General features: G+C 66.1%; 20 protein-coding genes and 1 pseudogene. 6 read left to right on the forward strand and 15 right to left on the reverse strand.

Annotated elements, in window-relative coordinates; translation table 11 throughout:
- Window positions 1-377 precede the first annotated feature (377 nt).
- Complete coding sequence (gene secA, locus ACSJJU_RS03525) at window positions 378-3,155, reverse strand: preprotein translocase subunit SecA (protein WP_435913794.1); 2,778 nt, start codon at window positions 3,153-3,155, stop codon at window positions 378-380.
- A gap of 286 nt (window positions 3,156-3,441) precedes the next feature.
- On the opposite strand from secA, the gene ACSJJU_RS03530 reads away from it, so the two are divergent.
- Window positions 3,442-3,951 carry a DUF2062 domain-containing protein gene (locus ACSJJU_RS03530; RefSeq protein WP_435913795.1) on the forward strand — a complete coding sequence of 170 codons (510 nt, stop codon included), beginning with the start codon at window positions 3,442-3,444 and terminating at the stop codon, window positions 3,949-3,951.
- 497 nt (window positions 3,952-4,448) lie between these two features.
- Complete coding sequence (argJ, locus tag ACSJJU_RS03535; RefSeq protein ID WP_435913796.1) at window positions 4,449-5,708, forward strand: bifunctional glutamate N-acetyltransferase/amino-acid acetyltransferase ArgJ; 1,260 nt, start codon at window positions 4,449-4,451, stop codon at window positions 5,706-5,708.
- 814 nt (window positions 5,709-6,522) lie between these two features.
- Here argJ and ACSJJU_RS03540 read toward each other — a convergent pair.
- The 3 genes and pseudogenes from ACSJJU_RS03540 to ACSJJU_RS03550 all read right to left on the reverse strand — a co-directional run.
- Entirely contained in the window at window positions 6,523-8,607 is a 2,085-nt protein-coding gene (locus tag ACSJJU_RS03540; RefSeq protein ID WP_435913797.1) for a prolyl oligopeptidase family serine peptidase, read from the reverse strand.
- A gap of 441 nt (window positions 8,608-9,048) precedes the next feature.
- A complete protein-coding gene (gene groL / locus ACSJJU_RS03545; RefSeq protein ID WP_435913798.1) occupies window positions 9,049-10,692 on the reverse strand; it encodes a chaperonin GroEL in 1,644 nt (547 codons plus the stop codon).
- A 227-nt stretch (window positions 10,693-10,919) separates the two neighbouring features.
- A pseudogene (locus ACSJJU_RS03550) lies at window positions 10,920-11,201 on the reverse strand (co-chaperone GroES); the annotation flags it as partial.
- Between the two features lie 319 nt (window positions 11,202-11,520).
- On the opposite strand from ACSJJU_RS03550, the gene sppA reads away from it, so the two are divergent.
- Window positions 11,521-13,458 carry a signal peptide peptidase SppA gene (gene sppA / locus ACSJJU_RS03555; RefSeq protein ID WP_435913799.1) on the forward strand — a complete coding sequence of 646 codons (1,938 nt, stop codon included), beginning with the start codon at window positions 11,521-11,523 and terminating at the stop codon, window positions 13,456-13,458.
- Between the two features lie 121 nt (window positions 13,459-13,579).
- Here sppA and ACSJJU_RS03560 read toward each other — a convergent pair whose 3' ends face one another.
- A complete protein-coding gene (locus tag ACSJJU_RS03560) occupies window positions 13,580-14,062 on the reverse strand; it encodes a peroxiredoxin (RefSeq protein WP_435913801.1) in 483 nt (160 codons plus the stop codon).
- A 145-nt stretch (window positions 14,063-14,207) separates the two neighbouring features.
- On the opposite strand from ACSJJU_RS03560, the gene ACSJJU_RS03565 reads away from it, so the two are divergent.
- The 3 genes from ACSJJU_RS03565 (at window position 14,208) to ACSJJU_RS03575 (ending at window position 16,842) form a co-directional block, all read left to right on the forward strand.
- Window positions 14,208-14,777, forward strand: a complete 570-nt coding sequence (locus tag ACSJJU_RS03565; protein WP_435913803.1) for a YqgE/AlgH family protein — start codon at window positions 14,208-14,210, stop codon at window positions 14,775-14,777.
- Between the two features lie 258 nt (window positions 14,778-15,035).
- A complete protein-coding gene (locus tag ACSJJU_RS03570) occupies window positions 15,036-15,839 on the forward strand; it encodes a TrmH family RNA methyltransferase (protein WP_435913805.1) in 804 nt (267 codons plus the stop codon).
- A gap of 199 nt (window positions 15,840-16,038) precedes the next feature.
- Complete coding sequence (locus ACSJJU_RS03575) at window positions 16,039-16,842, forward strand: DUF3800 domain-containing protein (protein WP_435913807.1); 804 nt, start codon at window positions 16,039-16,041, stop codon at window positions 16,840-16,842.
- 282 nt (window positions 16,843-17,124) lie between these two features.
- On the opposite strand, the gene ACSJJU_RS03580 is transcribed toward ACSJJU_RS03575, so the two are convergent.
- The 10 genes from ACSJJU_RS03580 to coxB form a co-directional block, all read right to left on the reverse strand.
- Complete coding sequence (locus tag ACSJJU_RS03580) at window positions 17,125-18,033, reverse strand: class I SAM-dependent methyltransferase (protein WP_435913809.1); 909 nt, start codon at window positions 18,031-18,033, stop codon at window positions 17,125-17,127.
- The gene (locus ACSJJU_RS03585) at window positions 18,030-19,289 is read right to left on the reverse strand and encodes a M16 family metallopeptidase (RefSeq protein WP_435913810.1); all 1,260 of its coding nucleotides are present in this window, start codon (window positions 19,287-19,289) and stop codon (window positions 18,030-18,032) included. The genes ACSJJU_RS03580 and ACSJJU_RS03585 overlap by 4 nt, the downstream gene beginning before the upstream one ends.
- Entirely contained in the window at window positions 19,286-20,680 is a 1,395-nt protein-coding gene (gene thrC, locus ACSJJU_RS03590; RefSeq protein ID WP_435913811.1) for a threonine synthase, read from the reverse strand. Before thrC ends, ACSJJU_RS03585 begins: the two co-directional genes overlap by 4 nt.
- Before the next feature lie 24 nt (window positions 20,681-20,704).
- Window positions 20,705-21,418 (reverse strand): SURF1 family protein, encoded by a 714-nt coding sequence (locus tag ACSJJU_RS03595; RefSeq protein ID WP_435913812.1) that lies wholly within the window; start codon window positions 21,416-21,418, stop codon window positions 20,705-20,707.
- Window positions 21,419-21,493: 75 nt separating this feature from the next.
- The gene (locus ACSJJU_RS03600; RefSeq protein ID WP_435913813.1) at window positions 21,494-22,333 is read right to left on the reverse strand and encodes a cytochrome c oxidase subunit 3; all 840 of its coding nucleotides are present in this window, start codon (window positions 22,331-22,333) and stop codon (window positions 21,494-21,496) included.
- A 17-nt stretch (window positions 22,334-22,350) separates the two neighbouring features.
- Window positions 22,351-22,959, reverse strand: coding sequence for a cytochrome c oxidase assembly protein (locus ACSJJU_RS03605; protein WP_435913814.1), 609 nt, complete (start codon window positions 22,957-22,959; stop codon window positions 22,351-22,353).
- Window positions 22,956-23,081 (reverse strand): hypothetical protein, encoded by a 126-nt coding sequence (locus ACSJJU_RS03610; protein WP_435913815.1) that lies wholly within the window; start codon window positions 23,079-23,081, stop codon window positions 22,956-22,958. Before ACSJJU_RS03610 ends, ACSJJU_RS03605 begins: the two co-directional genes overlap by 4 nt.
- A complete protein-coding gene (locus ACSJJU_RS03615) occupies window positions 23,078-24,031 on the reverse strand; it encodes a heme o synthase (RefSeq protein WP_435913816.1) in 954 nt (317 codons plus the stop codon). The genes ACSJJU_RS03610 and ACSJJU_RS03615 overlap by 4 nt, the downstream gene beginning before the upstream one ends.
- 29 nt (window positions 24,032-24,060) lie before the next feature.
- Window positions 24,061-25,695 (reverse strand): cytochrome c oxidase subunit I, encoded by a 1,635-nt coding sequence (gene ctaD, locus ACSJJU_RS03620; protein WP_435913817.1) that lies wholly within the window; start codon window positions 25,693-25,695, stop codon window positions 24,061-24,063.
- Between the two features lie 21 nt (window positions 25,696-25,716).
- The gene (gene coxB / locus ACSJJU_RS03625) at window positions 25,717-26,577 is read right to left on the reverse strand and encodes a cytochrome c oxidase subunit II (RefSeq protein ID WP_435913818.1); all 861 of its coding nucleotides are present in this window, start codon (window positions 26,575-26,577) and stop codon (window positions 25,717-25,719) included.
- Window positions 26,578-26,580: the final 3 nt, after the last annotated feature.

Consider the following 26,580-nt stretch of genomic DNA (forward strand, 5'->3'; position numbering starts at 1 on the left):
ATGCATTGAAAGGGTCAGCATCGGCCCCGGCGCGAAAGGCCTGCCGCACGGGCGCACGCGCGCCCGATCAGGGGGGCCGGGCGTCCGTCAGGCCTTCGCCAAGCGGAGCGTGGCCGGAGATTCGCCGGGCCGAAATGTCTGAAAACGGAGGCATTCCCGAATCGGTTGGCGCGGGAGATTCGGGTGGCCGCGAGCGGTCCGCTGTCCTCTCCAATCGGGTGATTCGGCCCGGGCGTTCCCGTCAGGCAGGCACGCCGCCCGGCAGACAGAACGGAGGCGCGGGGGGACGCCAACGCCCACCCCGCGCCTTCACTGCGCTGCGCTGTGCCTTGTCCGCCTGCCGGCGGCCTGCCGGCCACGGCATCTGTTCGCCGCCGTCAGTCGCGGCCGTGGCAGTGCTTGAACTTCTGGCCCGAGCCGCAGGGGCACGGCGAGTTGCGGGAGAGGAACTGGCCCCAGGTCGCCGGGTCCTCCGGGTTGAAGCCGGGACCGAACTGCTCCGCCACCGCCCGGGCGTTCTCCACCTCCGCCGGCGTCAGCGCCGCCATGGTGAGCACGCCCGTGGGCACGGCCCCGAAGGAGAAGCCCGCCGCGGGCTCCAGCTCGTTCTGGCCTGTGAACGGGTCCGCATGGGTCGGGGTGATGTTCTGCGGCACCTCCAGCGGCGGCGGGGCCTGAAAGTGCACCCGCGAGGTCAGCTCGGAGACGTGCGCGCGCACGGCGGAGAGCATGCGCTCGAACAGCGCGAAGGCTTCCGACTTGTACTCGTTCAGCGGGTTGCGCTGGGCGTAGGCGCGCAGGTGGATGACCTGCCGCAGGGCATCCAGCGTCGCCAGATGCTCCTTCCAGTGCTGGTCGATGGACTGGAGCAGCAGGCTCTTCTCGATCTGCCGCCACAGATCCTCGCCGATCATGGCGATCTTTTCCTGGATCTGCTGGTTGGCCGCCTCGGCGATGCGCTCCTCCAGCATTGCCGGATCGACCGCCTCCTCCTGCACCCACGCCTCGATCGGCAGATCAAGGCCGAAGATGCGCTCCACCTCCGCCTTGAGGCCGGCCACGTCCCACTGCTCGGGGTACGAGTTGGGCGGGCAGGCATCGGCGACGATGGCGTTGATGGTCTCGGCCCGCATGTCGTTGACGATGTCGGTGACCGAATCGGACTCCATGATGTCCCGGCGCTGGTCGTAGACCACCTTGCGCTGGTCGTTCATCACGTCGTCGTACTGGAGCAGCTGCTTGCGGATGTCGTAGTTCCGCGCCTCCACCTTGTGCTGCGCCTTCTCGATGGCCTTGTTGATCCACGGGTGGATGATGGCCTCGCCCTCTTGCAGGCCCAGCTTCACAAGCATGGCGTCCATGCGGGTCTGCGGCCCGAAGATGCGCAGCAGGTCGTCCTGCAGCGACAGGTAGAACTTGGACAGGCCCGGGTCGCCCTGGCGGCCGGCACGGCCGCGCAGCTGGTTGTCGATGCGCCGGCTCTCGTGCCGCTCGGTGCCCAGCACGAACAGGCCGCCCGCCGCCAGCACCTCCTGGCGCTCGGCTTCCACCTCGGCCTCAAGCTGCTTGCGGATGCGCGCCAGCTCCTCCGGGTCGGTGACGTGGCTGTATTCGTCGTTCAGGCGGAAGTCCACGTTGCCGCCGAGCTGGATGTCGGTGCCGCGGCCCGCCATGTTGGTGGCGATGGTCACCGCGCCCTTGCGGCCCGCCTGCGCCACGATGTGGGCTTCCTGCTCGTGGTAGCGGGCGTTCAGCACCGTGTGCGGCACGCCCTCCTTCTTGAGGTACTCCGAGAGCATCTCGGACTTCTCGATCGAGACCGTGCCCACCAGCACCGGCTGGCCGCGCGCCTGCGCCTCGCGGATCGCCTTGACGATGGCCGCGAACTTCTCCTGCGCGGTGCGGTAGAACTCGTCGTGCTCGTCGCGGCGCTGCACCGGAACGTTGGTGGGGATCTCGACGACATTCAGCTTGTAGATGTCGAAGAATTCCTGCGCCTCGGTGGCGGCGGTACCGGTCATGCCCGCCAGCTTGGGGTACATGCGGAAGTAGTTCTGGAAGGTGATGGAGGCCAGCGTCTGGTTCTCCGGCTGGATCTCCACGCCTTCCTTGGCTTCCACCGCCTGGTGCAGGCCGTCCGACCAGCGGCGGCCCTCCATCATGCGGCCGGTGAACTCGTCGATGATGACCACCTTGCCGCCGCGCACGATGTAGTCGGTCTCGCGGTGGAACAGCACATTGGCGCGCAGCGCCTGGTTCAGGTGGTGCACCACCTGGGTGTTCTCGAAGTCGTAGAGGTTCTCGGACTTGAGCAGCCCGGCGGCCTCCAGCATGCGCTCGGCCTTCTCGGTGCCGCTCTCCGTCAGGATGACCGACTTCTGCTTCTCGTCGACCTCGTAGTCCTCCGCCACCAGCTGCTTCACGATGGCGTCGACCTGGATGTACAGCTCCGACTTGTCCTCGGTGGGGCCGGAGATGATGAGCGGCGTGCGCGCCTCGTCGATGAGGATGGAGTCCACCTCGTCCACGATGGCGAAGTTGAAGGGCCGCTGCACCATCTGGTCCAGCGCGTACTTCATGTTGTCGCGCAGGTAGTCGAAGCCGAACTCGTTGTTCGTGCCGTAGGTGATGTCGGCCGCGTAGGCGGCGCGGCGCTCCTCGTCGGTGAGGCCGTGGACGATGACGCCCACGCTGAGGCCGAGGAAGTTGTAGACCTTGCCCATCATGCCGGCGTCGCGGCTGGCCAGGTAGTCGTTCACCGTCACCACGTGCACGCCCTTGCCGGTGAGCGCGTTCAGATAGACCGGCAGGGTGGCGACCAGCGTCTTGCCCTCGCCGGTGCGCATCTCGGCGATCTCGCCCCGGTGAAGCACGATGCCGCCGATGAGCTGCACGTCATAATGGCGCTGGCCGAGCACACGCCTGGCCGCCTCGCGCACCGTGGCAAAGGCCTCGGGCAGCAGGTCATCCAGCGTTTCGCCAGCGGCGAGCCGCGCCTTGAACTTGTCCGTCTGCGCCTTCAGTTCGTCATCGGACAGGGCGGAGATTTGCGGCTCCAGGCTGTTGATGCGAGAAACTATGGAGCGCAGCGATTTGATATACCGTTCGTTGGACGAACCGAAAATACGCCGCGCGATCGCGCCCAATCCGAGCATGAAGCTACCCCAGTATTGGATAAGAGTGATGGGCTGTTTAGCGGACCCTGAGGCTTGAGAACAGCCTTTTGAAACCCGATATTGCCTTGGTGCAGATAGGAAGCCGCCCGGACCCTGTCAACGCCAGCCGTGATACGCCCCCGTTCCGAACGGGCCCGTCCGACAGCGCGGCTGAAATATGCGACAGGTTCGGCCAGGGTAACGGCCTAGTCACTTTCCCTGGGTATGAGAATCCGGCATAACGAAATGGAGACCTTCTTTTGTCGCAGTTCCCCGAGTAACCGCCATGTCGTTCTGGAAAAAACGCCTGCCAAAGCGTGAGGAAATCCTCGCCTCCCGCGCAATGCGGCCCTTCGCCCGGCATTTCGCGCACGGCTCGCTGTGGCACCTCAACCGCCGCTCCGTCGCGCGCGGTGTGGCGATCGGCATGCTCTTCGCATTCATCACCCCGGTGGCGCAGACAGTGTTCGCCGCGCTGGCCTCCGTGCCGTTCCGCGCCAACGTGGCGGTGGCGGCCCTGGCCACCTTCATCACCAACCCCATCACCACGCCGCCCATCCTGTTCATCGCCCACACCATCGGGATGCGAACCCTCCACGTCTTCGGCCTGGCGGACGAACACCAGGAGGTCCTCAGCTCGCTGTCATCCCTGTGGTCGGAAGCCCCCATGATCCTGGGCGCAACCGCCATCGGCCTGGTCGTCATCGGCCTGGTGTCCGCCCTCATCAGCTACTTCGTCGTGGACATGATCTGGCGCTGGCGACTGGCCCAACGCTGGCGCAGCCGCCGCGGCTGATCGCCCGGTCGGATTAAGCCGGTATAATTAATTTAGCCGGTACAATTAATTGAGGATGCGAGGGTCGCGGACCCTCGCGCTCCCTTGTCGTTAGGGGGCCGCGCATGGGGAGAGCCTTGCGCCTGCTGGACGTGGTCCATTGGGCCGCGCCCCGGATCAGCACCTGTGCTCCTCCCCTGATGGCCATACCGCCTTGAATGATTTTAAGGAGCACTTGCCTGCCCATAAGCCAGGCCCCGGAAACGCGGCCCTTTCACTCTGGTGTCCAGAGGACGCCCCGGTCCGTTTCAGGTGCGGCCCCTGAACACGAAAGGGAGGTTGCCAAGAGGGTCCAAGACCCTTCTGCAAACCCGGACCACTCAAACCCTCGACAACCAAACCCCGAACCAACCCAAACCGCCACACAGAGCGTTGCAAAAACCGCGAGCCTCCACCATTGTCCGCACCCGGCAGGGCTGTGCCCTCCAGATATGAGTTTCGATTGAACGGATAGCGCCATGGCCCATGATCTTGCGGTCTCTCCGCTTGCGCCAGCTCATTTCCCGACCCTCGCCCCTGTGGCGGGTGTTGCTTTCGGCATGACCTATGCCGGAATCCGCTACAAGCCCGGCCGCAATGACCTGCTGGTCGCCCTGTTTCCGGAGGGAGCCACGGCGGCGGGTGTCTACACCAAGTCGCTGACCGCAAGCCCGGCCGTGCACTGGTGCCGCAATGCCATGAAGGCCGCCGGGGGCCAGACCCGGGCGCTGATCGTGACGGCGGGCAACTCCACCGCTGGCACCGGTGCCGATGGCGACCGCGCCTGCCGCGCCATTGCGGAGGGGCTGGCGGCGCAGCTGGGCTGCGCGCCCGAGGCCATTCAGTTCTCGGCCACCGGGGTGATCGGCGAGCCATTCCCGGCACAGACGCTTATCGACGCCCTGCCCGCCGCGCTCGAATCGGCCCGGCCTGCGGCGGAGCCTGCCGTGTGGGAGGCGGCCGCCCGCGCCATCATGACGACGGACACCTACCCCAAGGGCACCACCCACACGGCCACCATTGACGGCGTGGCGGTGACCCTGTCCGGCTTCGTCAAGGGCTCGGGCATGATCCAGCCCAACATGGCGACCATGCTCGGCTACCTGTTCACGGATGCGAAGCTCCCGGCGGACGTGCTCGATGCCCTGCTGCACGAGGCAGTGGAAAAGACCTTCAACTGCATCACGGTGGACGGCGACACCTCCACCTCCGACACCGTGCAGATCTTCGCGACTCACCGGGCGGGCCACGCGCCGGTCACCGACGCCGCCGACCCCCGCCTCGCCGACTTCCGGGCGAAGCTGTACGCAGCCTGCCTCGAACTGGCGACCCTGGTGGTGAAGGACGGCGAGGGCGCGCAGAAGTTCATCACCATCAACGTCGCGGGTGCCCGGTCCTTCGAGGACGCCCGCACCCTGGGCCTCGCCATCGGCAACTCGCCGCTGGTCAAGACCGCCATCGCCGGCGCGGACGCCAACTGGGGCCGCATCGTCATGGCCGTCGGCAAGGCCGGGCCGCTCATCGACCCGAACAAGCTGTCCGTCGCCTTCGGCGGCACAGTCATCTGCCGCAACGGCCTCCGCGTCGAGGGCTACGACGAAACCCCGGTCGCCGAACACCTCCAGGGCCGCAACATCGTCATCGACGTGAACGTGGGCGTGGGCGACGCCAGCGCCACCGTCTACACCTGCGACCTCACCCACGGCTACATCAGCATCAACGGCGACTACCGCAGCTGATCGCCAGGCCGCGAACAGACCGCACCAACACAGAGAAAGGCAGCCCCTCCCTGGCTGCCTTTTTCCTTGCCGGTTTCCGTGCAGAAAGATCCTCGTTTGAAGAGGAATTTGTTGCAGGAGGGGCTTACCCCTCCTGCACCTCCCTTTCGTTTTTCGGGCCGCATCGGGGACCAGCCCCCGCGCCTCTCCCCCAACGCCGCCTCCGCCTTGAATGAGTTTAAGGAGCACTCGCCCGCCCGGGAGCCGAGCGCCGGAAACGCGGCCCGGTCCCGACACCGGGCCAAAGAAAACGGCCGCGCCGGGGACCAAACCCCGCGCCTCTCCCCCAATGCCTCCTCCGCCTTGAATGAGTTTAAGGAGCGCTCGCCCGCCCGGGAGCCGGGCGCCGGAAACACGGCCCGGTCCCAACACCCGGCAAAAGTAAACGGCCGCGCCGGGGACCAAACCCCGCGCCTCTCCCCCGACACCTCCTCCGCCTTGAATGAGTTTAAGGAGCACTCGCCCGCCCGGGAGACGGGCGCCGGAAACACGGCCCGATCCCGACACCGGCCCAAAGAAAAGGGCCGCACCGGGGACCAGCCCCCACGCCCCTCCCCCGACGCCTCCTCCGCCTTGAATGATTTTAAGGAGCACTCACCCGCCCGGGGGCCACGCGCCGGAAACGCGACCCGGTCCCGACACCCGGCCAAAGAAAAGGGCCGCGCCCGGGATCGAGGACGCGGCCCTGTAAACAAATGGGAGGTGCAGGAGGGGCAAGCCCCTCCTGCAAACACTCTTTCTTTTCCCCTCTTGAAACTCCGCTCTCCCCCCAGGCTCACTTCGTCTCCACCCGGTATTTCTCGAACCAGGCGAGGATGTTGAGGTTCTTGGCGATGAGCTGGGTCGGGCGGCTGTCCATGCCGTGGGAGGCTTCGGGGATGCGCACCATGGCGGTATCGACCTGGCGCAGTTTGAGCGCCTGGTAGAACTGTTCGGTTTCCGAGATGGGTGTCCGGAAGTCCGATTCGCCGGTCAGCAGCATGGTGGGTGTCTTGACGTTGCCGACGAGCGACAGCGGTGAGCGTTTCCAGTAGTGGTCCGGCGCTTCCCACGGCATGGCCGGGAACCAGTACTGGGTGAAGAAGGGTGCCATGTCGGCCGTCAGGGCGAAGCTGGTCCAGTTGATGACCGGCTTGGACACCACGGCGGCGCGGAAGCGGTCGGTTTTGCCGACGATCCACGCCGTCAGCACGCCGCCGCCCGAGCCGCCGGTGACGAACAGGTTGTTTTCGTCCACGAAGCCCTTGGCGATGGCGGCGTCCACCACGCTCATCAGGTCGTCGTAGTCCTGGCTCGGGTAGTTGTGGTGGATGAGGTTGCCGAAGGCCTCGCCGTAGCTGGTGGAGCCGCGCGGGTTGGCGTAGACCACCACGTAGCCCGCGGCGGCGTAGACCTGCATTTCCGCGCCGAAGCGGGGGCCGTAGTTGGCGAACGGTCCACCGTGGATTTCGAGGATCAGCGGATATTTCTTGCTGGGGTCGAAGGCGGGCGGCTTCATCAGCCAGGCCTGGATGTCCTGCCCGTCGGCGGAGGACTTGACCCACAGTTCCTCCGCGTCGGCGAGGTCGCGGTAGGCCAGCACGTCTTCGTTGAGCGCCGTCAGCTGCCGCACCTTGCCGCCGTTGTAGAGGGCGACGTCCGCCGGGCGCTTGGGCGAGGTGGTGAGGAAGGCGATCTTCCCGTTGCCGGAGACCGAGAAGGTGCTGCTGCTGTAGGGCCGGCCGATGTCCGTGCCGCCGAGGTTGGAGGCCAGCACCCGCACCCGGCCGTCGAGGTCGATCTCGGCCAGTTTGGTCACGCCCTTGTCGTCATACTGGAAGTAGAGGCCCTTGCCGTCCGCCCGCCAGACCGGGTTTTCCACGTCCCGGTCCAGGCTGGCGGAGAGGACGCGGCGGTTGCTGCCGTCCCGGTCCATCACCTCCAGCCGGGTGACCTGGTAGCCGAGCTTGCGGTCGTCGTAGCCGAGGAGGGCGATGCGCTTGCCGTCGGGCGAGACCAGCGGGCTCACGTCCGGCCCGTTGCGGTCGGTGAGCTGGCGGATGCTGCCGTCCGCCAGACGGACCTCGTACACCTCGCTGTTGTTGAGCTGGTAGGCCGCATCGTCCCGGCGGTTGGCGGAGATGAGGATGCTCTGCCCGTCCGGGGTCCACTCCGGCGTGCCGCGATGATCATAGCGGCCGGTGGTCAGCTGGCGCGGGCTGCCGCCGTCGGCGGGCGCGACGAACAGCTGGGTGAAGCCGCTTTGCAGATAGCCCGCGCCGTCGATGCGGTAGATGACGTCATCGATCACCCGGGGCGCGGCGCCCCACTTGGCGCCTTCCGGCTTGATCGGCATGGCGGCGAGCGGCTTCTTGTCCTCCGGCACGAACATGGTGAAGGCGAGCCACTTGCCGTCCGGCGACCAGGCGAGGTTGGACGGCCCCTCGGGCAGGTTGGTCACCCGCGCGGTCTGGCCCGTATCCATCCAGCGCACATAGACCTGCGCCGAGCCTTCGGCGGCCGAGACGTAGGCGAGGCGCTTCCCGTCCGGCGACCAGCGCGGGCTGGCATAGTTCTGCGCGCCCGAGAGCAGCGGCCGCTGCTCGCCGGTGGCGGTGTCGATGATCCACAGGTTCCGGCGCGCGCGGTCGGTCATGATATCCATGCTGACGCGCACGTAGACGATGTGGCGCCCGTCCGGCGAGATCTGCGGATCGTCTGCGTATTCGAGGTCGAACAGGTCGCGCGCCGCATAGCGCGGCAGGGACGACCCGGCTTCGGCCGCCGCAGCGGTGGAGGAGGAGGTTGCAACCGGGGCCAGCACGGCCGCCGAGGCTGCGGAGAGGAAAAGGGCGGCCATCGCCGCGCGCAAGGCAATCATGGAACACCCGTTCGGAGAATTGTCGGATGCCCGTCATCATACCCCCGGGGCGAAGCGGGGCAATATTTTTACAGCAATAATATTATCCAGTTGATGGGGGGAGAGTCGGGAGTCCAGTTCCGTCCTCTGGCAGATCCACAGCGCCGGTGCAGGCGGCGGCGGTGTCCTGGGGGCAAATCGACCGGAACTGGACTTCCCCTCCCTGGCCCTACGCTGGCCATTGAGACGGGCCGCCAACCAGGGGCGCGATTGGGCGCTTCCCGTCCCGGCCATTCTACGCCCGGCCCCGCGCGCGGCGGGAGAGGCATATATTCCTGACGCCATGCCGCCCCGCGACGAACAGGTCCGAAGCGCGGATGCGGAAAGGAAAGCGCGGCAAAGAAAAAGGCCGCCGGAGCGCTCCGGCGGCCTTTCCCCTCAGCGTTCTGTGAACGGCGGGACTTAGAAGTCCATGCCGCCCATACCGCCCATGCCGCCCGGCATGGCCGGCATCGGGGTTTCGTCCTTCGGCAGTTCGGCAATGGTCGCCTCGGTGGTGATGAGGAGACCCGCCACCGACGCGGCGTCCTGAAGCGCGGTGCGGACGACCTTGGTCGGGTCGATCACGCCGGCCTTCACCAGATCCTCGTACTTCTCGGTCTGGGCGTTGAAGCCGATCTCGGTGCCCTTGCTGTCGAGCAGCTTGCCCGCGACCACCGCGCCGTCGAAGCCGGCGTTCTCGGCGATCTGGCGCACCGGCGCCTGCAGCGCGCGGCGGATGATGTCGATGCCGCGGGTCTGGTCGTCGTTGGCGCCCTTCAGCTTGTCGAGCACGCGGGTGGCGTAGAGCAGCGCGGTGCCGCCGCCCGGCACGATGCCTTCCTCAACCGCGGCGCGGGTGGCGTGCAGCGCATCGTCCACGCGGTCCTTGCGCTCCTTCACCTCGACCTCGGTCGCGCCGCCCACCTTGATCACGGCCACGCCGCCGGCCAGCTTGGCGAGACGCTCCTGGAGCTTCTCGCGGTCGTAGTCGGACGTGGTGGTCTCGATCTGGGCACGGATCTGCTCGACGCGGGCCTTGATGTCGGCCGGCTTGCCGGCGCCGCCAACGATCGTGGTGTTTTCCTTGTCGATCGTGACCTTCTTGGCGCGGCCCAGCATGTTGAGGGTCACGTTCTCGAGCTTGATGCCGAGGTCTTCGGAGACCAGCTCGCCAGCGGTCAGGATGGCGATGTCCTCCAGCATGGCCTTGCGGCGGTCACCGAAGCCCGGCGCCTTGACAGCCGCAACCTTCAGGCCGCCGCGCAGACGGTTGACCACGAGGGTCGCCAGCGCCTCGCCCTCGACGTCCTCGGCGATGATGAGCAGCGGACGGCCCGACTGCACCACGCCCTCGAGGATCGGCAGCATGGACTGGAGGTTGGAGAGCTTCTTCTCGAAGATGAGAACGTACGGGTTCTCCAGCTCGACGAGCATCTTCTCCGGGTTGGTGATGAAGTACGGCGACAGGTAGCCGCGGTCGAACTGCATGCCCTCGACCACGTCCAGCTCGCTGTCGAGACCCTTGGCTTCCTCGACGGTGATGACGCCTTCCTTGCCCACCTTGTCCATGGCCTGGGCGATCATCTTGCCGATCTCGGCCTCGCCGTTGGCGGAGATGGTGCCGACCTGGGCGATCTCGGCCGAGTTCTTCACCGGGCGCGAGCGCTTCTTCAGGTCCTCGACCACCTTGGCGACGGCGATGTCGATGCCGCGCTTCAGGTCCATCGGGTTCATGCCGGCGGCCACCGACTTCATGCCCTCGCGGACAATGGCCTGCGCCAGCACGGTGGCGGTGGTGGTGCCGTCGCCGGCCAGGTCATTGGTGCGCGAAGCCACTTCGCGGACCATCTGGGCGCCCATGTTCTCGAACTTGTCCTTCAGTTCGATTTCCTTGGCGACCGACACACCGTCCTTCGTGATGCGCGGCGCGCCGAAGGACTTCTCGATCACCACGTTGCGGCCCTTCGGGCCCAGCGTCACCTTCACGGCGTCCGCCAGGATGTCCACGCCGCGCAGAATGCGCTCGCGGGCGTCGCGGGCGAATTTTACCTCTTTGGCTGCCATGATATCAGCTCCTCAAAAAACGGAATTCGGGGAAATTCAGGGGAGAATTACTTCTTCTTGGGACGACCGCGCTTGGCCGGGGCCGAAGCCGGAGCGGCAGCCTTGGTCGAACCCTTCGGACGGCCGCGCTTGGCCGGAGCCGGAGCAGCAGCGGCAGCCTTCGGAGCGGCTTTCGGAGCAGCCTTGGCAGCAGCTTTCGGGGCAGCCTTCGGAGCGGCGACGCCCTCGATCACGCCCATGATGTCCGACTCCTTCATGATCAGCAGCTCTTCGCCGTTGATCTTGACCTCGGTGCCGGACCACTTGCCGAACAGCACGCGGTCACCCGGCTTCACGTCCAGCGGCGTGATGTTGCCCGCCTCGTCGCGGATCCCGGTGCCGACGGCCACGATGACGCCTTCCTGCGGCTTTTCCTTGGCGCTATCCGGAATGATGATGCCACCGGCGGTCTTTTCCTCGGACTCGACACGACGCACCAGCACTCGATCGTGCAGGGGACGGAAAGACATGCAGTCACCTCTTCGTTCTCAAACGAGGACCAGACCGACAGCGGCCCCCGGTCGGTTGCTCTTGAATTCTCGTCATTAGCACTCACCGAATTCGAGTGCTAATGGTCTGTCCGCATATGAGGTGGCATTTTTGTCGAGTCAAGAACCCGACCCGCGATATTCCGACAGGAAGTGCATTTAATGTCGTGATAAATGCGCTAATCTCCGCCGCAGCAGGACGCAGTTCTGCACCGGACATGCCGCCCCGGAAAATACCCCCGGCGGGCCGGTCCGGTCTATCCGTCTGCTTCCTTTTTCATCATGCCCGAATGGCTGTCACATGCTCGATTTTCTGAAAATGCTCTGGCGTGCGTTTGTTTTCCTCAAGGATCTGGTCTTCGGCGTCCTGGCCGTGCTGATCCTTCTGGGGGTGATCGCGCTTCTCTCCCCGGCCACCGACAAGACGGTGCCGGAGAAGGCCGCGCTTGTGCTGAAGCTCGACGGCTACCTGGTCGAGCAGCGCTCCGCCGCCGATCCCCTGGTGCTGCTGGGCGGCGGCGAGGGCCTCATCCCCGAGACGCTGCTGCGCGACGTGATCAAGGGCATCGACCGCGCCGCGAAGGATGACCGGATCAAGGCCCTGACGCTGGAGCTGGACGGCTTCTACGGCGCCGGGCCCGGCGCGCTGGAAAACGTGGCGGCGGCGATCAAGCGCTTCAAGGCAGCGGGCAAGCCGGTTTACGCCTACGGGCGCTATTACACCGAGCCGCAATATTATCTGGCGAGCCTCGCCGACGAGATCTGGCTGCACCCCATGGGCGGCGTGCTGCTCACGGGCTACGGCCAGTACAATGTCTACATGAAGGACGCGCTCGACCGGCTGAAGGTGACGGTCAACGTGTTCCAGGCCGGAAAATACAAGTCCTTCGTCGAGCCCTACACCCGCGACGGCATGTCCGACGCCGCGCGGGAGTCCATGCAGTCGCTCTACGCGGACCTGTGGGGCAACTACACCCAGGATGTGGAAGCCGCCCGCAAGGCGCGCGATTTCCATCTGACCGAGACCATCGCCACCGCCGCCGACAGCATCGCGGCCAATGGCGGCGACCTGGCCGAATTCGCGGTCCAGAAAAAGGCGGTGGACAAGCTGAGCGCCTACGCCGGGTTCATCGAGCACATGCAGGGGCTGGTGGGCGAAGGCAAGGACGCGGACGGCCTCTCCACCTATGCCCAGGTGGACCTCTCCACCTACCTCGCCGCCACCGCGGATCAGGACAAGACCAAGGGCGACGCCGTCGGCGTCATCTACGTGAGCGGCGAGATCGTTGACGGCGAGGCCCCTCCGGGCATGGCAGGCGGCGACACCATTGCCCGCATGATCCGCCAGGCGGTGGAGGAGGACTCCGTCAAGGCGCTGGTGGTGCGCGTCGACTCCCCGGGCGGCTCCGCCACCGCCGCCGAGGCCATCCGCGAGCAGCTGATGCAGGCGCGGGTGAAGGGGCTGCCGATCATCACCTCCATGGGGTCGGTGGCGGCCTCCGGCGGCTACTGGGTCGCGGCGGGCACGGATGAAATCTGGGCCGAGCCGTCCACGGTCACCGGCTCCATCGGCGTGTTCGGCATCCTCCCCACCTTCGAGCGCACCCTCGGCATGGTGGGCATCCAGTCGGACGGCGTCGGCACCACGCCGCTGTCGGACATCGGCGACCTCACCCGCCCGCTGAACCCGGACGCGCGCCGCATCGTGCAGACGACGGTGGAGAACACCTACCGGCGGTTCCTCGGCATCGTCGCCAACAACCGCAACATCTCCATCGACCAGGCCGACGCCGCCGGCCAGGGCCGCCCGTGGAGCGGCATCGCCGCCCGCAAGCTCAATCTCGTCGATCACATCGGCGGGCTGGAGGATGCGGTGGCCGCCGCCGCCAAGCGCGCCAAGCTGACGGACTACCGCGTGGTCCACATGGACCCGCTGGAGCCCTGGGCGGGCCTCATCCTGCGCAAGCTGTTCGGTGTCGGCGTCGCCGCCTCCGGCGCCAAAGCCAGCGCGCCCCTGCCCGCCACCGGCGCGGCCGAGCAGTTGAAGGCCCTCGCCACCCGGCTCGGCATGGCGCGGGTGATGGGTCTGGGCTCGGTGCAGGCGGTGTGCCTCGAATGCCTGCCGCTCACGCCGCCCCGGGCGCTCGCCGCGATGCCGGGGCGGGAAATGGCGGGCGTTGCCGGGCTGGCCGGCCTCACCGGCGTTGCCGAGGAGTTCGGCCTCGCCCGGGCCCGCTGAGCCTCCGCCCGCACAGATAAGACAGAAAAACAGGCCAAACAGAAAAAGGGCGCGCCTCCCCCGGGAAGCGCGCCCTTTCCTTGTTCCGGGTCCGCCTTTGCCGGCGGACCGGCCGCCAGCCTTAAAGCTGGCTCAGCGTGTTCTCGGCGGTCGAGGCCTTGAACTCGCCCGGCTGCTCCACATTGAGCTGGGTGACGACGCCGTCCTTCGCGATCAGCGAGAAGCGCTGGCAGCGGGTGCCGAGGCCGAACTTGCTGCCGTCCATCTCCAGCCCCAGCTTGCGGGTCAGCTCGCAGTTGCCGTCGGAGACCATCAGCACGTTGTCGCCCACGTTCTGGTCCTTGGCCCAGGCATTCATGACGAACACGTCATTGACCGCCATGCAGACGATCTGGTCCACCCCCTTCGCCTTGAAGGCGTCGGCGTGCTGGACAAAACCCGGCAGGTGCTTGGCCGAGCAGGTCGGGGTGAAGGCGCCGGGCACCGCGAACAGCACCACGGTCTTGCCCGCGAACAGTTCGTCGGTGGTCACCGGGCCCGGCCCGTCCGGGGTCATACGCATCAACGTGGCGGAGGGAATCTTGTCGCCGACCTGAATCGCCATGGAGGGAACCCTTTCTTCCGAGGACTCTTGATTTCTGTTGGAGAGAACGAGACGCACCGCCTCGTAACGGCTGCACGGCAGTAGTTATAGTCTCAATAGACTCCGTGTCGAGGACTTGCCAGCAAGGGGTAGCAGGATCATCCTTATGACCATGAGCGACGATCACTACCTTGAAGGACAGCTTCTGCTGGCCATGCCCGGCATCGGCGATCCCCGCTTCGAGCGGGCGGTGATCCTCGTGTGCCAGCACTCCGCCGAAGGCGCCATGGGCCTCATCATCAACCGGCCGTTCCAGCGCCTGTCCGTCGCCGAACTGCTCCAGCAGCTGGAGGTGGAGCCGCCCGAGGAGTTCGAGAACACACCGGTCCACGCCGGCGGGCCGGTGGAGCCGTCGCGGGGCTTCGTGATCCACAGCGCGGACTACCAGCAGCCCTCGACCCTGCCCGTTACAGACAAGATTCATCTCACCGCCACGCTCGATATCCTGCGCGACATGGCCGCCCATCGCGGCCCGTCCAAGTCTCTGGTGGCGCTCGGCTACGCAGGCTGGGCGCCAGGACAGCTCGACAAGGAACTCACCCGCCACGGCTGGCTCAGCGCCCCCGCCACCAGCGCCATCGTGTTCGATGCCCCCATCGACCAGAAATGGTCCCGCGCCATGAGCTCCATCGGCATCGACGTGCGGATGCTCTCGGGCGAAGCCGGCCACGCCTGAGGGCCGGGTTTCTTTCTGAACGGGATATTTTTTGCAGGAGGGTCTCGGACCCTCCTGCACCTCCCGTTCCTTTTCGGGACGTGCGAGGGGAAATGGCGGCGCGGTCTGGACCTTGTTTTACAGGGCCGCGCCTGTGTCACACGCCAACGCGCGCCTCCCCCTCCCGGCGCAACCCCTCCTGCCCGCAAAAGGGCGCCCTGTCCCGAATGGCATGCATCCTCTATTGCGCTGGTCGCCACAGCCCGTATAGGTGCGGCCATGGCCAAGCTCATCACCAGTCCGTCCAATCCGCTCATCAAGCGCATCAATTCCCTGCACGAGAAGAAATTCCGGGTGCGGGAGGGTTTGTTTCTGGCCGAGGGCATGCGTGTCGTCACCGAGGCGGTGGAGGCGGGTGTCGCTCCGGCGTGGCTGATCCACGGGCCGGACATGGAGGACCACCCGGTTCTTCAGCGGCTGGTTGCCGCCACCGAGGCGGCGGGCGGCGAGGTGATCGAGACCAGTGCGGACGTGCTGCGCAAGCTCTCCCGCAAGGACAATCCCCAGAGTGTGCTCGGCGTGTTCACCGAGTTCGGCCGCAGGCTCCCCGATCTTGACCGCAACGCCTCCTATGTCTGGATCGTCTGCGAGAGCCTGAAGGACCCGGGCAACCTCGGCACCATCCTGCGCACGGCCGATGCGGTTGGCGCGGGCGGCGTCATCCTGCTCGACAACAGCTGCGATCCCTACAGCGTCGAGGCCGTGCGCGCCTCCATGGGGGCGCTGTTCACGGTGCCGCTGGTGCAGGCCAAATGGGAGGAGTTTCTGCCCTGGCTGCGCTCCGGCCCGGGCTTTCTCGTCGGTGCGTCCCTCAATACGGACCACGACTACCAGGCCATTGCCTACCCCGCGCCCACCTTCCTGTTCATGGGCAACGAGCAGTCCGGCCTGCCCGAGTCCTACGAGCAGGCCTGCGACGCGCTGGTCAAGATCCCCATGCGCGGCAAGGCCGACAGCCTCAACGTCGCCATCGCAACCGCCGTCATCGTGTACGAAGTGCTGAACCAGACGCGGCGCCGGTAAGTTTTTTTCGCAGGAGGGTCTCGGACCCTCCTGCACCTCCCATTCGTCTTTCGGGCCGCGTCTACGACTACGGCAAGATTGACGCTTCAGACCAATGCGCGTTACCCATAAGGCAACGCATGGCTCCAGTGCCCATGCCCACCATCCGAAGCCCGCAGCAAATCTTTGCAGCGGGCTTTCGTGTTTCTGGGCATTTTCCATGCATTACATCGCCTATCTGGACGAGTTCGGCCACATCGGCCCTTACATCTCGCGGGATCATCCCCGCTTTCAGACAAGCCCGGTATTCGGTTTGGCGGGCCTTCTTATCCCGGCCGATCAGGTGCGGGAGTTCGCCATCTCCTTCTACAAGCTGAAGTGCCACCTGCTGGCGTGGGAGCTTGAGCACAACAACCAGGAACGGCTTCCGCCTTATCGCTGGGAGAAGAAGGGCGCGGCCCTCTTTACGGTTCGGAACGTCGTAGCCTACCGGAGCTTGCGGCGGGCGACTCAATGCATGTTGCGTCACCTGGGAAGCATTGGCGGACACATGCTCTATGTTGGCATCGTCAAAACGGAAGCTTCGGCCTCCACGCCAGCCAGCTCCCTGTTCCGCACGGTGCTGGTCGAAACGGTTCGTCTGATCGACCAGCATTGCCAACAAGACCACGCAACCTTTGCCGTCTTGCTGGATGAACAACAGGCAGGCAGCGATTGGCGAGAGTTGCAGGTGGAAGCATGCACGAACGCCATGTTTACAGGGCCGGATAAATGCCGGGCGTTGATCGAACCACCGCTACAGGCCGAAAGCCACCTGTTCCAGACCTTGCAATGCGCGGACTGGCTGTGCGGCTTGGTTGGCCGGTTGGCGGCACATTCCAGCCGGCCCGAGGAGTTTGCGGACTGGTCCGTCTTTGCCAAAAACTTCGGCCAGAGTATCAACGATGCGCTGTTGCCCGGCAGCGGACTGCTCACACTGGTTTGGCCAAGCACCGAAGCGGCAGCACGACGTGAATCAGCCTGACCGGTACACAGCACAACGCCCAGCGTCAGCGCGATCAGAAAACACAGAAGCCCGGTCAGCATACCCGCCCCCTTTGTTTGCCGTTGCCTCAAGCACGCACGCAAACCGGAACGAGCACGGTCCTGCTTCTCTCACAGGTCTTTCACCGAGTCAATAGGTTTTTACCTGTAATCCAGCGCCGCAATCCCGTGCTCCGCCCGAACGGCCGGGTGCGTCCCGATAAACGAACGGGGGTGTGGGGGTTGAAAACCCCCACGAAACCCAAGCCCGAAGGGCATGGAATCAGTCGGAAGACCCCTCGCCCCCCTCCCAGCGCACGAACAGCGCCGTCGGGATGAGGTTGCCGCGCGGGGCGGACTCGCGGATCGCCATTTCGCCGCAGGTGACGCGGCCGCCGAGGTCGCCGAGGGCTTCCTCCACCGCCTGGGCGAAGGCGAGGGCCGAGGCGCGGATGGCGTAGACGGTAAGGATAAGGAACTTCGAGTCCCGGTCCAGCACCTGGCGGCAGAGGCGGAGCATGTCGGGGAGCTGTTCGAACAGCTTCCACACTTCGCCGTTGGGGCCGCGCCCGTATTTGGGCGGGTCGAGGATGACGCCGTGGTACTTGCGGCCGCGCCGCACTTCGCGGGCGAGGAACTTGCCGGCGTCTTCCACCAGCCAGCGGATCGGCTTGTCGGTGAGGCCGGAGAGCTTCTGGTTCTCGACCGCTGCGGTGATCGCCTTTTTCGAGGCGTCCACGTGGGTGACGCGCGCGCCGGCGTCGGCGCAGACGAGGCTGGCGACGCCGGTGTAGCCGAACAGGTTCAGCACTTCCGGCTGCTGGCCGGCGGCGGCGACGCCTTCCACCTTGCGCCGCATGAAGTCCCACTGCGGGGCCATGTCGGGGAAGAAGGCGAGGTGGCGGAACGGGGTGCAGGCGCCCCAGAAGCGGATGTTGCCGCGCGCCAGCGGCCAGGCGTCGGGCACCTGGCGGGCGTATTGCCAGCGGCCGGTATCCTCGGTGCTGCCGGGCACGAATTCGGCGTCCGCCTGCCAGTCGGGGAGCGCGGGCTGCCACAGCGCCTGCGGCTCGGGGCGGATGAAGCGGTACTTGCCGTAGCGCTCGAGCTTGCGGCCGTTGCCGCTGTCCAGCAGCTCGAAGTCCGGCCAGGGCTCGGTGATCAGCAGTTCCAGGGTAGGGTCGATGCTCATGACAGCCTGGCCTGAAGCGTGTCGACGCCGGGCACGCGGCTGGACGGCCCGACGGTCGCCAGCGTGAGCGGGCCGGACTGGACCATCCGCACGGCGGCCGCGCGGATGTCCTCGGCGGTTGCCGCCTCGATCCGTTCGATGATCTCGGCTGTGGAGATAACCCGGCCGAACAGCAGCAGTTGCCGCCCGATCTGTTCGGAGAGGCCCGAGCAGCTCTCCAGCCCCATGAACACGCTGGCCTTCAGCTGCGCCCGGGCGCGGTGCAGCTCCTCCGCGCTCATGCCGTCGAGCGAGCCGAGCAGGGTGTCGAGCGTCAGCGAGACCGCCTCGCCCGCCGAGTCCGGCCCCGTCGCCAGGTAGAGGGTGAACAGGCCGGTCTCCGCGTAGTTGGTGGCGTAGGAATAGATGGAATAGGCCAGGCCCCGCTCCTCCCGCACCGCCTGGAACAGGCGGGACGACATGCCCCCGCCAAGCGCGGTCGCATAGATGAGCAGCGGGTAGTAGTCCGGGTCCGAATAGCTCACGCCCTTGAGGGCCAGCGCCACGTGGGTCTGCTCGATCGGCTTGGCCGAGCGGGTCTCGCCTCCGGTGTAGCGGGCGGCGGCGCAGTCCGGGCGGCGGCCGGCCGTCAGGCTGCCCAGCCGCTCCTCCGCCAGCCGCACGATGGCCGCGTGATCCACCTTGCCTGCGACAGCCAGCACCATGGACTCGGCGCGGTAGTGGCCGTCGAGCCAGTCGCGCACGTCCACCGGCTGGAGGGACTGGATGGTCTCCTCGGTGCCGAGAATCGAGCGGCCGAGCGGTTGCCCGGCGAAGGCGGTTTCCTGGAGATCATCGAAGATGATGTCGTCGGGCGTGTCCCGGGCCTGGCACAGCTCCTGAAGGATGACCTCCCGCTCCCGGTTCATTTCCTCCGCGTCGAGCGCGGGCTCGGTGATCAGGTCGGAGATGAGGTCCAGCCCCAGGGGGATGTCGTCCGCCAGCACCCGCGCATAGAAGGTGGTCTGGTCCCGGCCGGTGTAGGCGTTGAGCAGGCCGCCCACCGCCTCGATCTCCTCGGCGATCTGCCGGGCCGAGCGGCGGCGGGTGCCCTTGAACACCATATGCTCCAGCATGTGGGCGACGCCGTGGGCAGGGGCGGGCTCAAACCGGCTGCCGGTGTCGACGTAGAGGCCGACGGCGGCCGTCTCCAGCCCCGGCATGTCCAAACTGGCGATGCGCAGCCCGTTGGCCAGCCGCGAAATCTGCAACGTCATCCCTTGATCCGTTCGGCGATGAGGGCCTCGATCGCCTCAAGGGAATTCGGCAGAACGTCGTACCGTTCCTCGCGATCGAACAGTCCCTGCACGCGCGGCGGCAGCACCGGGCGCTGGCCGGTGGCCCGCTCCACCGCATCCCGGAACTTGGCGGGATGGGCGGTCGAGAGGGTGACGACGGGCGTGTTGCCCTCGGGCGCCTTCGCCCAGGCGGCGGCGACGCCGACCGCCGTGTGCGGGTCGAGCAGCAGGCCGCTCTTCGCCCACACCTCGCGCAGGGTGTAGGCGGTTTCGTCCTCGTCCGCGCGGAAGGAGGTGAACAGGGCGGCGGCGCGGGCGCGCTGCCCGGCCGTCAGTTCCATGCGGCGGGTCTTCTCGAAGCCTTCCATGGTGGCCTTCAGCGCCGCACCGTCCCGGTCGTGCAGGTCGAACAGCAGCCGCTCGAAATTGGAGGAGACCTGAATGTCCATGGAGGGCGAGGAGGTGGGCATCACCTTGCCCACCGAGTAGTCGCCCTGGCTCAGCGCGCGGTGCAGGATGTCGTTCACGTTGGTGGCAACGATCAGCCGCTCGACCGGCAGGCCCATGCGGCTGGCGATGTAGCCCGCGAACACGTCGCCGAAGTTGCCGGTGGGCACGGAGAACGCCACCGGGCGGTCGGGCGCGCCGAGGCGCACGCCGGCGTAGAAGTAGTACACCACCTGCACCAGCAGGCGGGTCCAGTTGATCGAGTTCACCGCCGACAGCCGGAACCGGTCGCGGAACGGCTGGTCGTTGAACATGGCCTTCACCAGCGCCTGGCAGTCGTCGAACGTGCCCTCGATGGCCACGTTGTGGACGTTGTGCGCCATGACGGTGGTCATCTGGCGGCGCTGCACTTCCGACACCCGGCCCTGCGGGTGGAGCATGAAGATATCCACGTTGTCGCGGCCGGCCAGCGCGTGGATGGCGGCGGAGCCGGTGTCGCCCGAAGTGGCGCCGATCACGGTCATGTGCTGCCGGTCGTCGGCGAGGAAGCGCTCGAACAGGAGGCCGAGCACCTGGAGGGCGAAGTCCTTGAAGGCGAGCGTTGGCCCGTGGAACAGCTCGAGGATCCAGTGGCGGTGGTCCAGCTGCTTCAGCGGCGCGACCGCCGCATGGTCGAACTGGCCGTAGGCTTCCGTCAGCAGGGCGCGCAGGTCGGCCTCGCCGATGGAGTCGCCGAGGTACGGCATCAGGACGCGGACCGCGGTCTCCACATAGGAGAGCCCGGCCATGGCGCGGATGTCATCCGCCGTGAACTGGGGAATGGTCTCCGGGACGTACAAACCGCCGTCGCGCGCCAGCCCTGCCAGGGTTACATCCTTGAAGTTCAGGGCTTGAGCGCTGCCCCGCGTGCTGATGTATTTCACGTTACCGTCACCGAATCGGGATGCTTATGAGCGGCGGACTGTATCGTCCGAGCCTTGCCGCTGCAACCTGCGCCAATGACGCAAGTAAACCCCATAAATAATTAGCAATATTGTTGCGAAGGCGAACCACTGGATGGCGTAGGACCGGTGGTTGTTGGGGATCGCCTCCACCTGGAGGGGGCTCGGCTGCACGGCCGGGGCCGCCCCGCCCTCTGCGGGCAGGATCCGCTCCGCCTGCACGAAGACGGGTGCGACGGGACCGCCGGCGGTGAAGGAGGCGGGCGAGACCCGCCCCGAGCCGCTCAGGTTCTCAACGAAGGTGTGGCCGGTCCACGGGCGCACGATGCCCTCGATGCGGGCTTCGAACCCGTCGGTTGCGGGCGGCCCGGCCTGAAACGGCATCCAGCCGAGATCGACCGCCACCACGTCTTCCCGGCCGCTGTCCCGGCAGAGGGCATAGACATGCTGCCCCGCCTTGCCGGACGTGCTGCCGCCCGGCGACAGCACGGGCGCACCTTCGAATCGGCAGTCCAGCACCACCCGGCGGAAGGCGAGCGCCTCCGGGTTGTCCACCGTCGCGGGCAGCGGGGCGGGTGCGAGGCGGCTGTTCGCCTGGTACCGGGCGAGCAGGGCGTTCTTCTCGTGCATCCGGTCGATCTGCCAGAACCCAAGGCTGCACAGCACGGCGAGCATGACCGCAACCATGAGTGTCGGGACGAGCGGGACAACGCGCTGCATACGATGGTCTCCCAAAAGACAACGCCCCGGACACAGGGGCCGGGGCGCGTCTTGTGACAAGCCTGTCTGGGCGTCTTAGTGGCCGGCCACCACGGCGGCGCCGAAGTCGGAGCCCCAGATGTAGATGGCCAGGAACAGGAACAGCCACACCACGTCGACGAAGTGCCAGTACCAGGCGGCGGCTTCGAAACCGAAGTGGTGGTTCGGCTTGAAGTGCCCCGCGTAGGCGCGGGCCAGGCAGACGATCAGGAAGATGGTGCCGACGAACACGTGGAAGCCGTGGAAGCCGGTCGCCATGTAGAAGGTCGCGCCATAGACGTGGCCCGAGAACGAGAACGCCGCGTGGGCATACTCGTAGGCCTGGATGCAGGAGAAGATCGCGCCCAGGATGATGGTGCAGATCAGGCCGTTCTTCAGGCCCTTGCGGTCGCCGTGGATCAGGGCGTGGTGCGCCCAGGTCACGGTGGTGCCCGACAGCAGCAGGATCAGCGTGTTCAGCAGCGGGTACATGAACGGATCGAGGACCTGGATGTCCTTCGGCGGCCACACGCCCCCGGTGGCCGTGGAGATCGCGTCATACCCTTCCGGGAACAGCGAGAAGTTGAAGTACGCCCAGAACCAGGCGACGAAGAACATCACCTCCGAGGCGATGAACAGGATCACGCCATAGCGGTGGTGAAGCTGCACGACCGGGGTGTGGTGGCCGGTCTCGGCCTCCTGCACCACGTCCTTCCACCATTCGTACATGGTGTAGAGAATGCCCGCGATGCCCAGCGCGAACACAATCGGAGCCCACGATACATCGCGCATCCAGAAGATACCGCCAAACGCGGCGGCAAAGGCAGAGAACGAGCCTATGATCGGCCACGGACTCGGGTCGATAATATGGTAGTCGTGTTGTTTGGCAGCCGCCATTGCTGTCGGTCCTTCTCTCAGATTCGCGTCGCCCCAACGGCCTGGGCGGACGCTTCAGTCACCTGCTGCGGAGCCTCGGCCGGACTTTTCACCTTGTAGAAAGTATAGCTCAGCGTGATTTCGCTGATCTTCTTCGCCTGGGGATCGTCAAGGATCGCCGGGTCGATGAAATAGACCACCGGCATATCGATGCTTTCCCCGGGTTCGAGCCTCTGCTCGGTGAAGCAGAAGCATTCGATCTTGTTGAAATATGACCCGGCGATATCCGGGGTCACATTGAACGTGGCCGTCCCGGTCACCGGCTTGTCGCTGGTGTTGACGGCCCGGTAATAGGCCAGCCCCTGCTCACCGATCTTCAGCGTCTGGGTGATCTGGACTGGATGAAACTTCCACGGCAGCTCCTGGTTGACGTTACCGTCGAACCGCACCGTGATGGACGTGCCCTCGACCGCGCCCGCGGCGGCGGCCGCGCGCTGGGTGGTGCCGCCGTAGCCGGTGACCTGGCAGAACATCTGGTAGAGCGGCACGGCCGCGTAGGCCAGGCCGACCATGCCCGCGACCACGCCGGCGGCGATCAGGGCCACCCGGCGGTTGCTGCGGTTCAGGTCGTTGGTGTCCCGGGTCATGACGCGCCTCCCATCCGGGCGATCGAGACCAGGTAGACGATCACCACGAAGGCGAACAGGGCCAGCCCGAGCGCGATGTTGCGCCCGCGCAGGTTCTTCTTCGGATCGGGCGTGTTGCTCACAGGCTCCTCCCGAGGAAACAATCGGCCACCAGCGCGCCAAACAGCACGAACAGGTACAGAACCGAATAGGCGAACAGGTGCTTGGCGGCCTTGGTGTCGTCGCTGCGCCACACGCGGAACGCGCCCAGGAGGAACAGGGCGCCGAGACCGCAGGCCATCAGGCCATAGACCGGGCCGGCAAGGCCCAGCGGCCAGGGCGCGATCGAGGCGGCAACCAATGCCCAGGTGTAGAGCCAGATCTGCAGCCGGGTTGCGGCTTCACCCGCGACCACCGGCAGCATGGGGATCCCCGCACGCTCGTAATCGCCCTTCACGAACAGGGAGAGCGCCCAGAAGTGCGGCGGGGTCCACAGGAAAATGATGGCGAACAGCAGGATCGGCATCAGGCTCACGTCACCGGTCACGGCTGCCCAGCCAATGACCGGCGGAAAGGCGCCCGCGCCGCCGCCGATGACGATGTTCTGAGGCGTGCGCCGCTTCAGCCACACCGTGTAGATATGGGTGTAATAGAAAATCGAGGCCAGCAGCAGGCTGGCGGCCACCCAGTTGGTGGCAAGGCCCATCAGGACCACGGAAGCGCCCGCCAGCGTGACCGCGAAGGCCAGCGCCTCGGGCTTTTCGATCTTGCCGGCCGGGATCGGCCGGTTGGCGGTCCGGCGCATCAGGGCGTCGGAGTCCGCTTCGTACCACATGTTGAACGCGCCCGCTGCGCCCGCCCCGACGGCGATGCACAGGATGGCGACGGCGGCCAGGATCGGGTTGATCGATCCCGGCGCCACGAGCAGGCCGCAGAAGCCGGTGAAGACCACCAGGCTGACGACCCGGGGTTTGAGCAACTCGAAATAATCCCGCCACGTGGCGAGCTGCCCGCTTTGGACAAGGCCCAGCCAGTCGGCCTCGGCGCCGTGCGCCGAGGCCGTCATGGTAGCGGAATGGACGGACTTGTTCACCGTCTCGGGTTCCCTTTTCCCAGACCTGCTTACTTGATCTTCGGCAGGACTTCGAACTGGTGGAACGGCGGCGGCGAGGACAGGGTCCACTCCAGCGTCGTCGCGCCTTCGCCCCACTGGTTGTCACCCACGCGGCGGCCAGCCACCAGCGTGTAGATGACGTTCAGGAAGAAGAACACCATGCCGACGATGGCGATGCGGTAACCCCAGCTCGACACCATGTTCCAGTGTTCGAACGCATCCGGGTAGTCCGGGATACGGCGCGGCATGCCCTGCAGACCCAGGAAGTGCTGCGGGAAGAAGATCATGTTCACGCCGATGAACATCAGCCAGAAGTGCAGGTGACCCAGCACGTTGCTGTACTGACGGCCCGAGATCTTGCCGATCCAGTAGTACCAGCCGGCGAAGATGGCGAACACGGCGCCCAGCGACAGCACGTAGTGGAAGTGCGCGACCACGTAGTAGGTATCGTGCAGCGCCACGTCGACGCCCGCGTTGGAGAGCACCACGCCGGTCACGCCGCCGACGGTGAACAGGAAGATGAAGCCGATCGCCCAGATCATCGGCAGCTCGAAGCGGATCGAGCCGCCCCACATGGTGGCGATCCAGGAGAAGATCTTCACGCCCGTCGGCACCGCGATGATCATGGTCGCGGCGGTGAAGTAGGCCTTGGTGTCCACATCGAGACCGGCGGTGTACATGTGGTGTGCCCACACGACGAAGCCGACGACGCCGATGGCGACCATGGCGTAGGCCATGCCGAGGTAGCCGAACACCGGCTTGCGCGAGAAGGTCGAGATGATGTGGCTGATGATGCCGAAGGCCGGCAGGATCATGATGTACACTTCGGGGTGACCGAAGAACCAGAACAGGTGCTGGTAGAGGATCGGGTCACCGCCGCCGGCCGGATCGAAGAAGGTGGTGCCGAAGTTGCGGTCGGTCAGCAGCATGGTGATGGCGCCCGCCAGAACCGGCAGCGAGATCAGCAGCAGGAAGGCGGTCACCAGCATGCCCCAGGCGAACAGCGGCATCTTGTGCAGCGTCATGCCCGGCGCGCGCATGTTGAAGATGGTGGTGATGAAGTTGATCGCGCCCAGAATCGACGACGCGCCCGACAGGTGCAGCGACAGGATGATGAAGTCCGTCGCCGGGCCGGCGTGGCCGGTGGTCGAGAGCGGCGGGTAGACGGTCCAGCCGCCACCGTAGCCGAGCTGGCCGGCCGGGCCTTCGACGAACATGGAGCAGAGCGCCAGGATCAGCGAGGGCGGCAGCAGCCAGAACGAGATGTTGTTGAGGCGCGGGAACGCCATGTCCGGCGCGCCGATCATGATGGGCACGAAGTAGTTGCCGAAACCGCCGATGAGGGCGGGCATCACCATGAAGAACACCATGATCACGCCGTGGGCGGAGATCATCATGTTCCACATGTGGTAGGCGCGGTCCGCGTCACCGTCGGTCAGGCTGGTGAGAACCTGCATGCCCGGCTGCATCAGCTCTTCGCGCATGAAGCCCGAGAGCGCGCCGCCGACGATGCCGGCGACGATCGCGAAAATCAGATAGAGAATGCCGATGTCTTTGTGGTTGGTGGACATCAGCCAGCGCCGCCAGCCGGTCGGCAGGTCGTGCGCGTGCTCGTCGTGAGCGTGTGCTGTGGCGTTTGCCATCATGTACTCCGTATCTCGAACTTACTGCCGCGCAATCAGGTCGGCTGAAGCAAACTGCGTCGACGCAGAGGCGGAGGCGAACTGGGCCTTGGCTTCCTCGAGCCACGCAGCGAACTGCTCCTCGGTCACCACTTCAACCATGATGGGCATGAAGCCGTGACGGATGCCGCACAGCTCGGAGCACTGTCCGTAGTAGATGCCGGGCTTGTCGGCCTTGAAATAGGTTTCGTTGATGCGACCCGGGACCGCGTCCATCTTCACGAAGAAGGACGGAATGGCCCAGGAGTGGATCACGTCGGAGGAGGTGATCAGCAGCTTCACGGTCTTGCCGACCGGCACAACCACGCGGTTGTCGGTCGCCAGCAGACGCGGAAGCTCGGCCTTCGCCGCATCCTCGTCGGACAGCATGATGGCGTCGAACGCCAGGTTGTCGTGATCCGGGTACTCGTAGGACCAGTACCACTGGTGACCCGTGACCTTGATGGTCAGGTCAACACTGGGCGGATTGTACTGCGAGTAGAGCAGCTTGAACGACGGGACCGCGATAAACACCAGAATGACGACCGGCAGGACCGTCCAGATCACCTCGATCAGGGTGTTGTGCGAGGTCTTGGAAGGCTCCGGGTTAGCGCCCGCGCGATAACGGATAACGACAATCGCCAGCAGGACCGTCACCAACGCCGTGATGGCGATAATGATCGGAAGCAGCCAGCCGTTGTACATCCAGTGACCGAATTCAGCGACCTCGGTAACCGGCACCTGGAGACCCAGCCCTTCGGGCACCGGGCGACCGGCCACGCTTTCCGCGGCCTGGGCACCAGCACTCCAGGTCACTGCTGCCCCCGCGGCCAGCATCTGAATCGTGCTTGTGATCTTTCTCATTGC

It is taken from the genome of Pedomonas sp. V897, assembly GCF_051304405.1.
Taxonomy (GTDB): Bacteria; Pseudomonadota; Alphaproteobacteria; order Sphingomonadales; family Sphingomonadaceae; genus Pedomonas.

Bases quoted from the DNA above. Each gene is read 5' to 3' on its own strand.
- secA (WP_435913794.1), bottom strand. From the start codon at position 3,155: ATGCTCGGATTGGGCGCGATCGCGCGGCGTATTTTCGGTTCGTCCAAC.
- ACSJJU_RS03530 (WP_435913795.1), top strand. From the start codon at position 3,442: ATGTCGTTCTGGAAAAAACGCCTGCCAAAGCGTGAGGAAATCCTCGCC.
- argJ (WP_435913796.1), top strand. From the start codon at position 4,449: ATGGCCCATGATCTTGCGGTCTCTCCGCTTGCGCCAGCTCATTTCCCG.
- ACSJJU_RS03540 (WP_435913797.1), bottom strand. From the start codon at position 8,607: ATGATTGCCTTGCGCGCGGCGATGGCCGCCCTTTTCCTCTCCGCAGCC.
- groL (WP_435913798.1), bottom strand. From the start codon at position 10,692: ATGGCAGCCAAAGAGGTAAAATTCGCCCGCGACGCCCGCGAGCGCATT.
- sppA (WP_435913799.1), top strand. From the start codon at position 11,521: ATGCTCGATTTTCTGAAAATGCTCTGGCGTGCGTTTGTTTTCCTCAAG.
- ACSJJU_RS03560 (WP_435913801.1), bottom strand. From the start codon at position 14,062: ATGGCGATTCAGGTCGGCGACAAGATTCCCTCCGCCACGTTGATGCGT.
- ACSJJU_RS03565 (WP_435913803.1), top strand. From the start codon at position 14,208: ATGACCATGAGCGACGATCACTACCTTGAAGGACAGCTTCTGCTGGCC.
- ACSJJU_RS03570 (WP_435913805.1), top strand. From the start codon at position 15,036: ATGGCCAAGCTCATCACCAGTCCGTCCAATCCGCTCATCAAGCGCATC.
- ACSJJU_RS03575 (WP_435913807.1), top strand. From the start codon at position 16,039: ATGCATTACATCGCCTATCTGGACGAGTTCGGCCACATCGGCCCTTAC.
- ACSJJU_RS03580 (WP_435913809.1), bottom strand. From the start codon at position 18,033: ATGAGCATCGACCCTACCCTGGAACTGCTGATCACCGAGCCCTGGCCG.
- ACSJJU_RS03585 (WP_435913810.1), bottom strand. From the start codon at position 19,289: ATGACGTTGCAGATTTCGCGGCTGGCCAACGGGCTGCGCATCGCCAGT.
- ACSJJU_RS03595 (WP_435913812.1), bottom strand. From the start codon at position 21,418: ATGCAGCGCGTTGTCCCGCTCGTCCCGACACTCATGGTTGCGGTCATG.
- ACSJJU_RS03600 (WP_435913813.1), bottom strand. From the start codon at position 22,333: ATGGCGGCTGCCAAACAACACGACTACCATATTATCGACCCGAGTCCG.
- ACSJJU_RS03605 (WP_435913814.1), bottom strand. From the start codon at position 22,959: ATGACCCGGGACACCAACGACCTGAACCGCAGCAACCGCCGGGTGGCC.
- ctaD (WP_435913817.1), bottom strand. From the start codon at position 25,695: ATGGCAAACGCCACAGCACACGCTCACGACGAGCACGCGCACGACCTG.
- coxB (WP_435913818.1), bottom strand. From the start codon at position 26,577: ATGAGAAAGATCACAAGCACGATTCAGATGCTGGCCGCGGGGGCAGCA.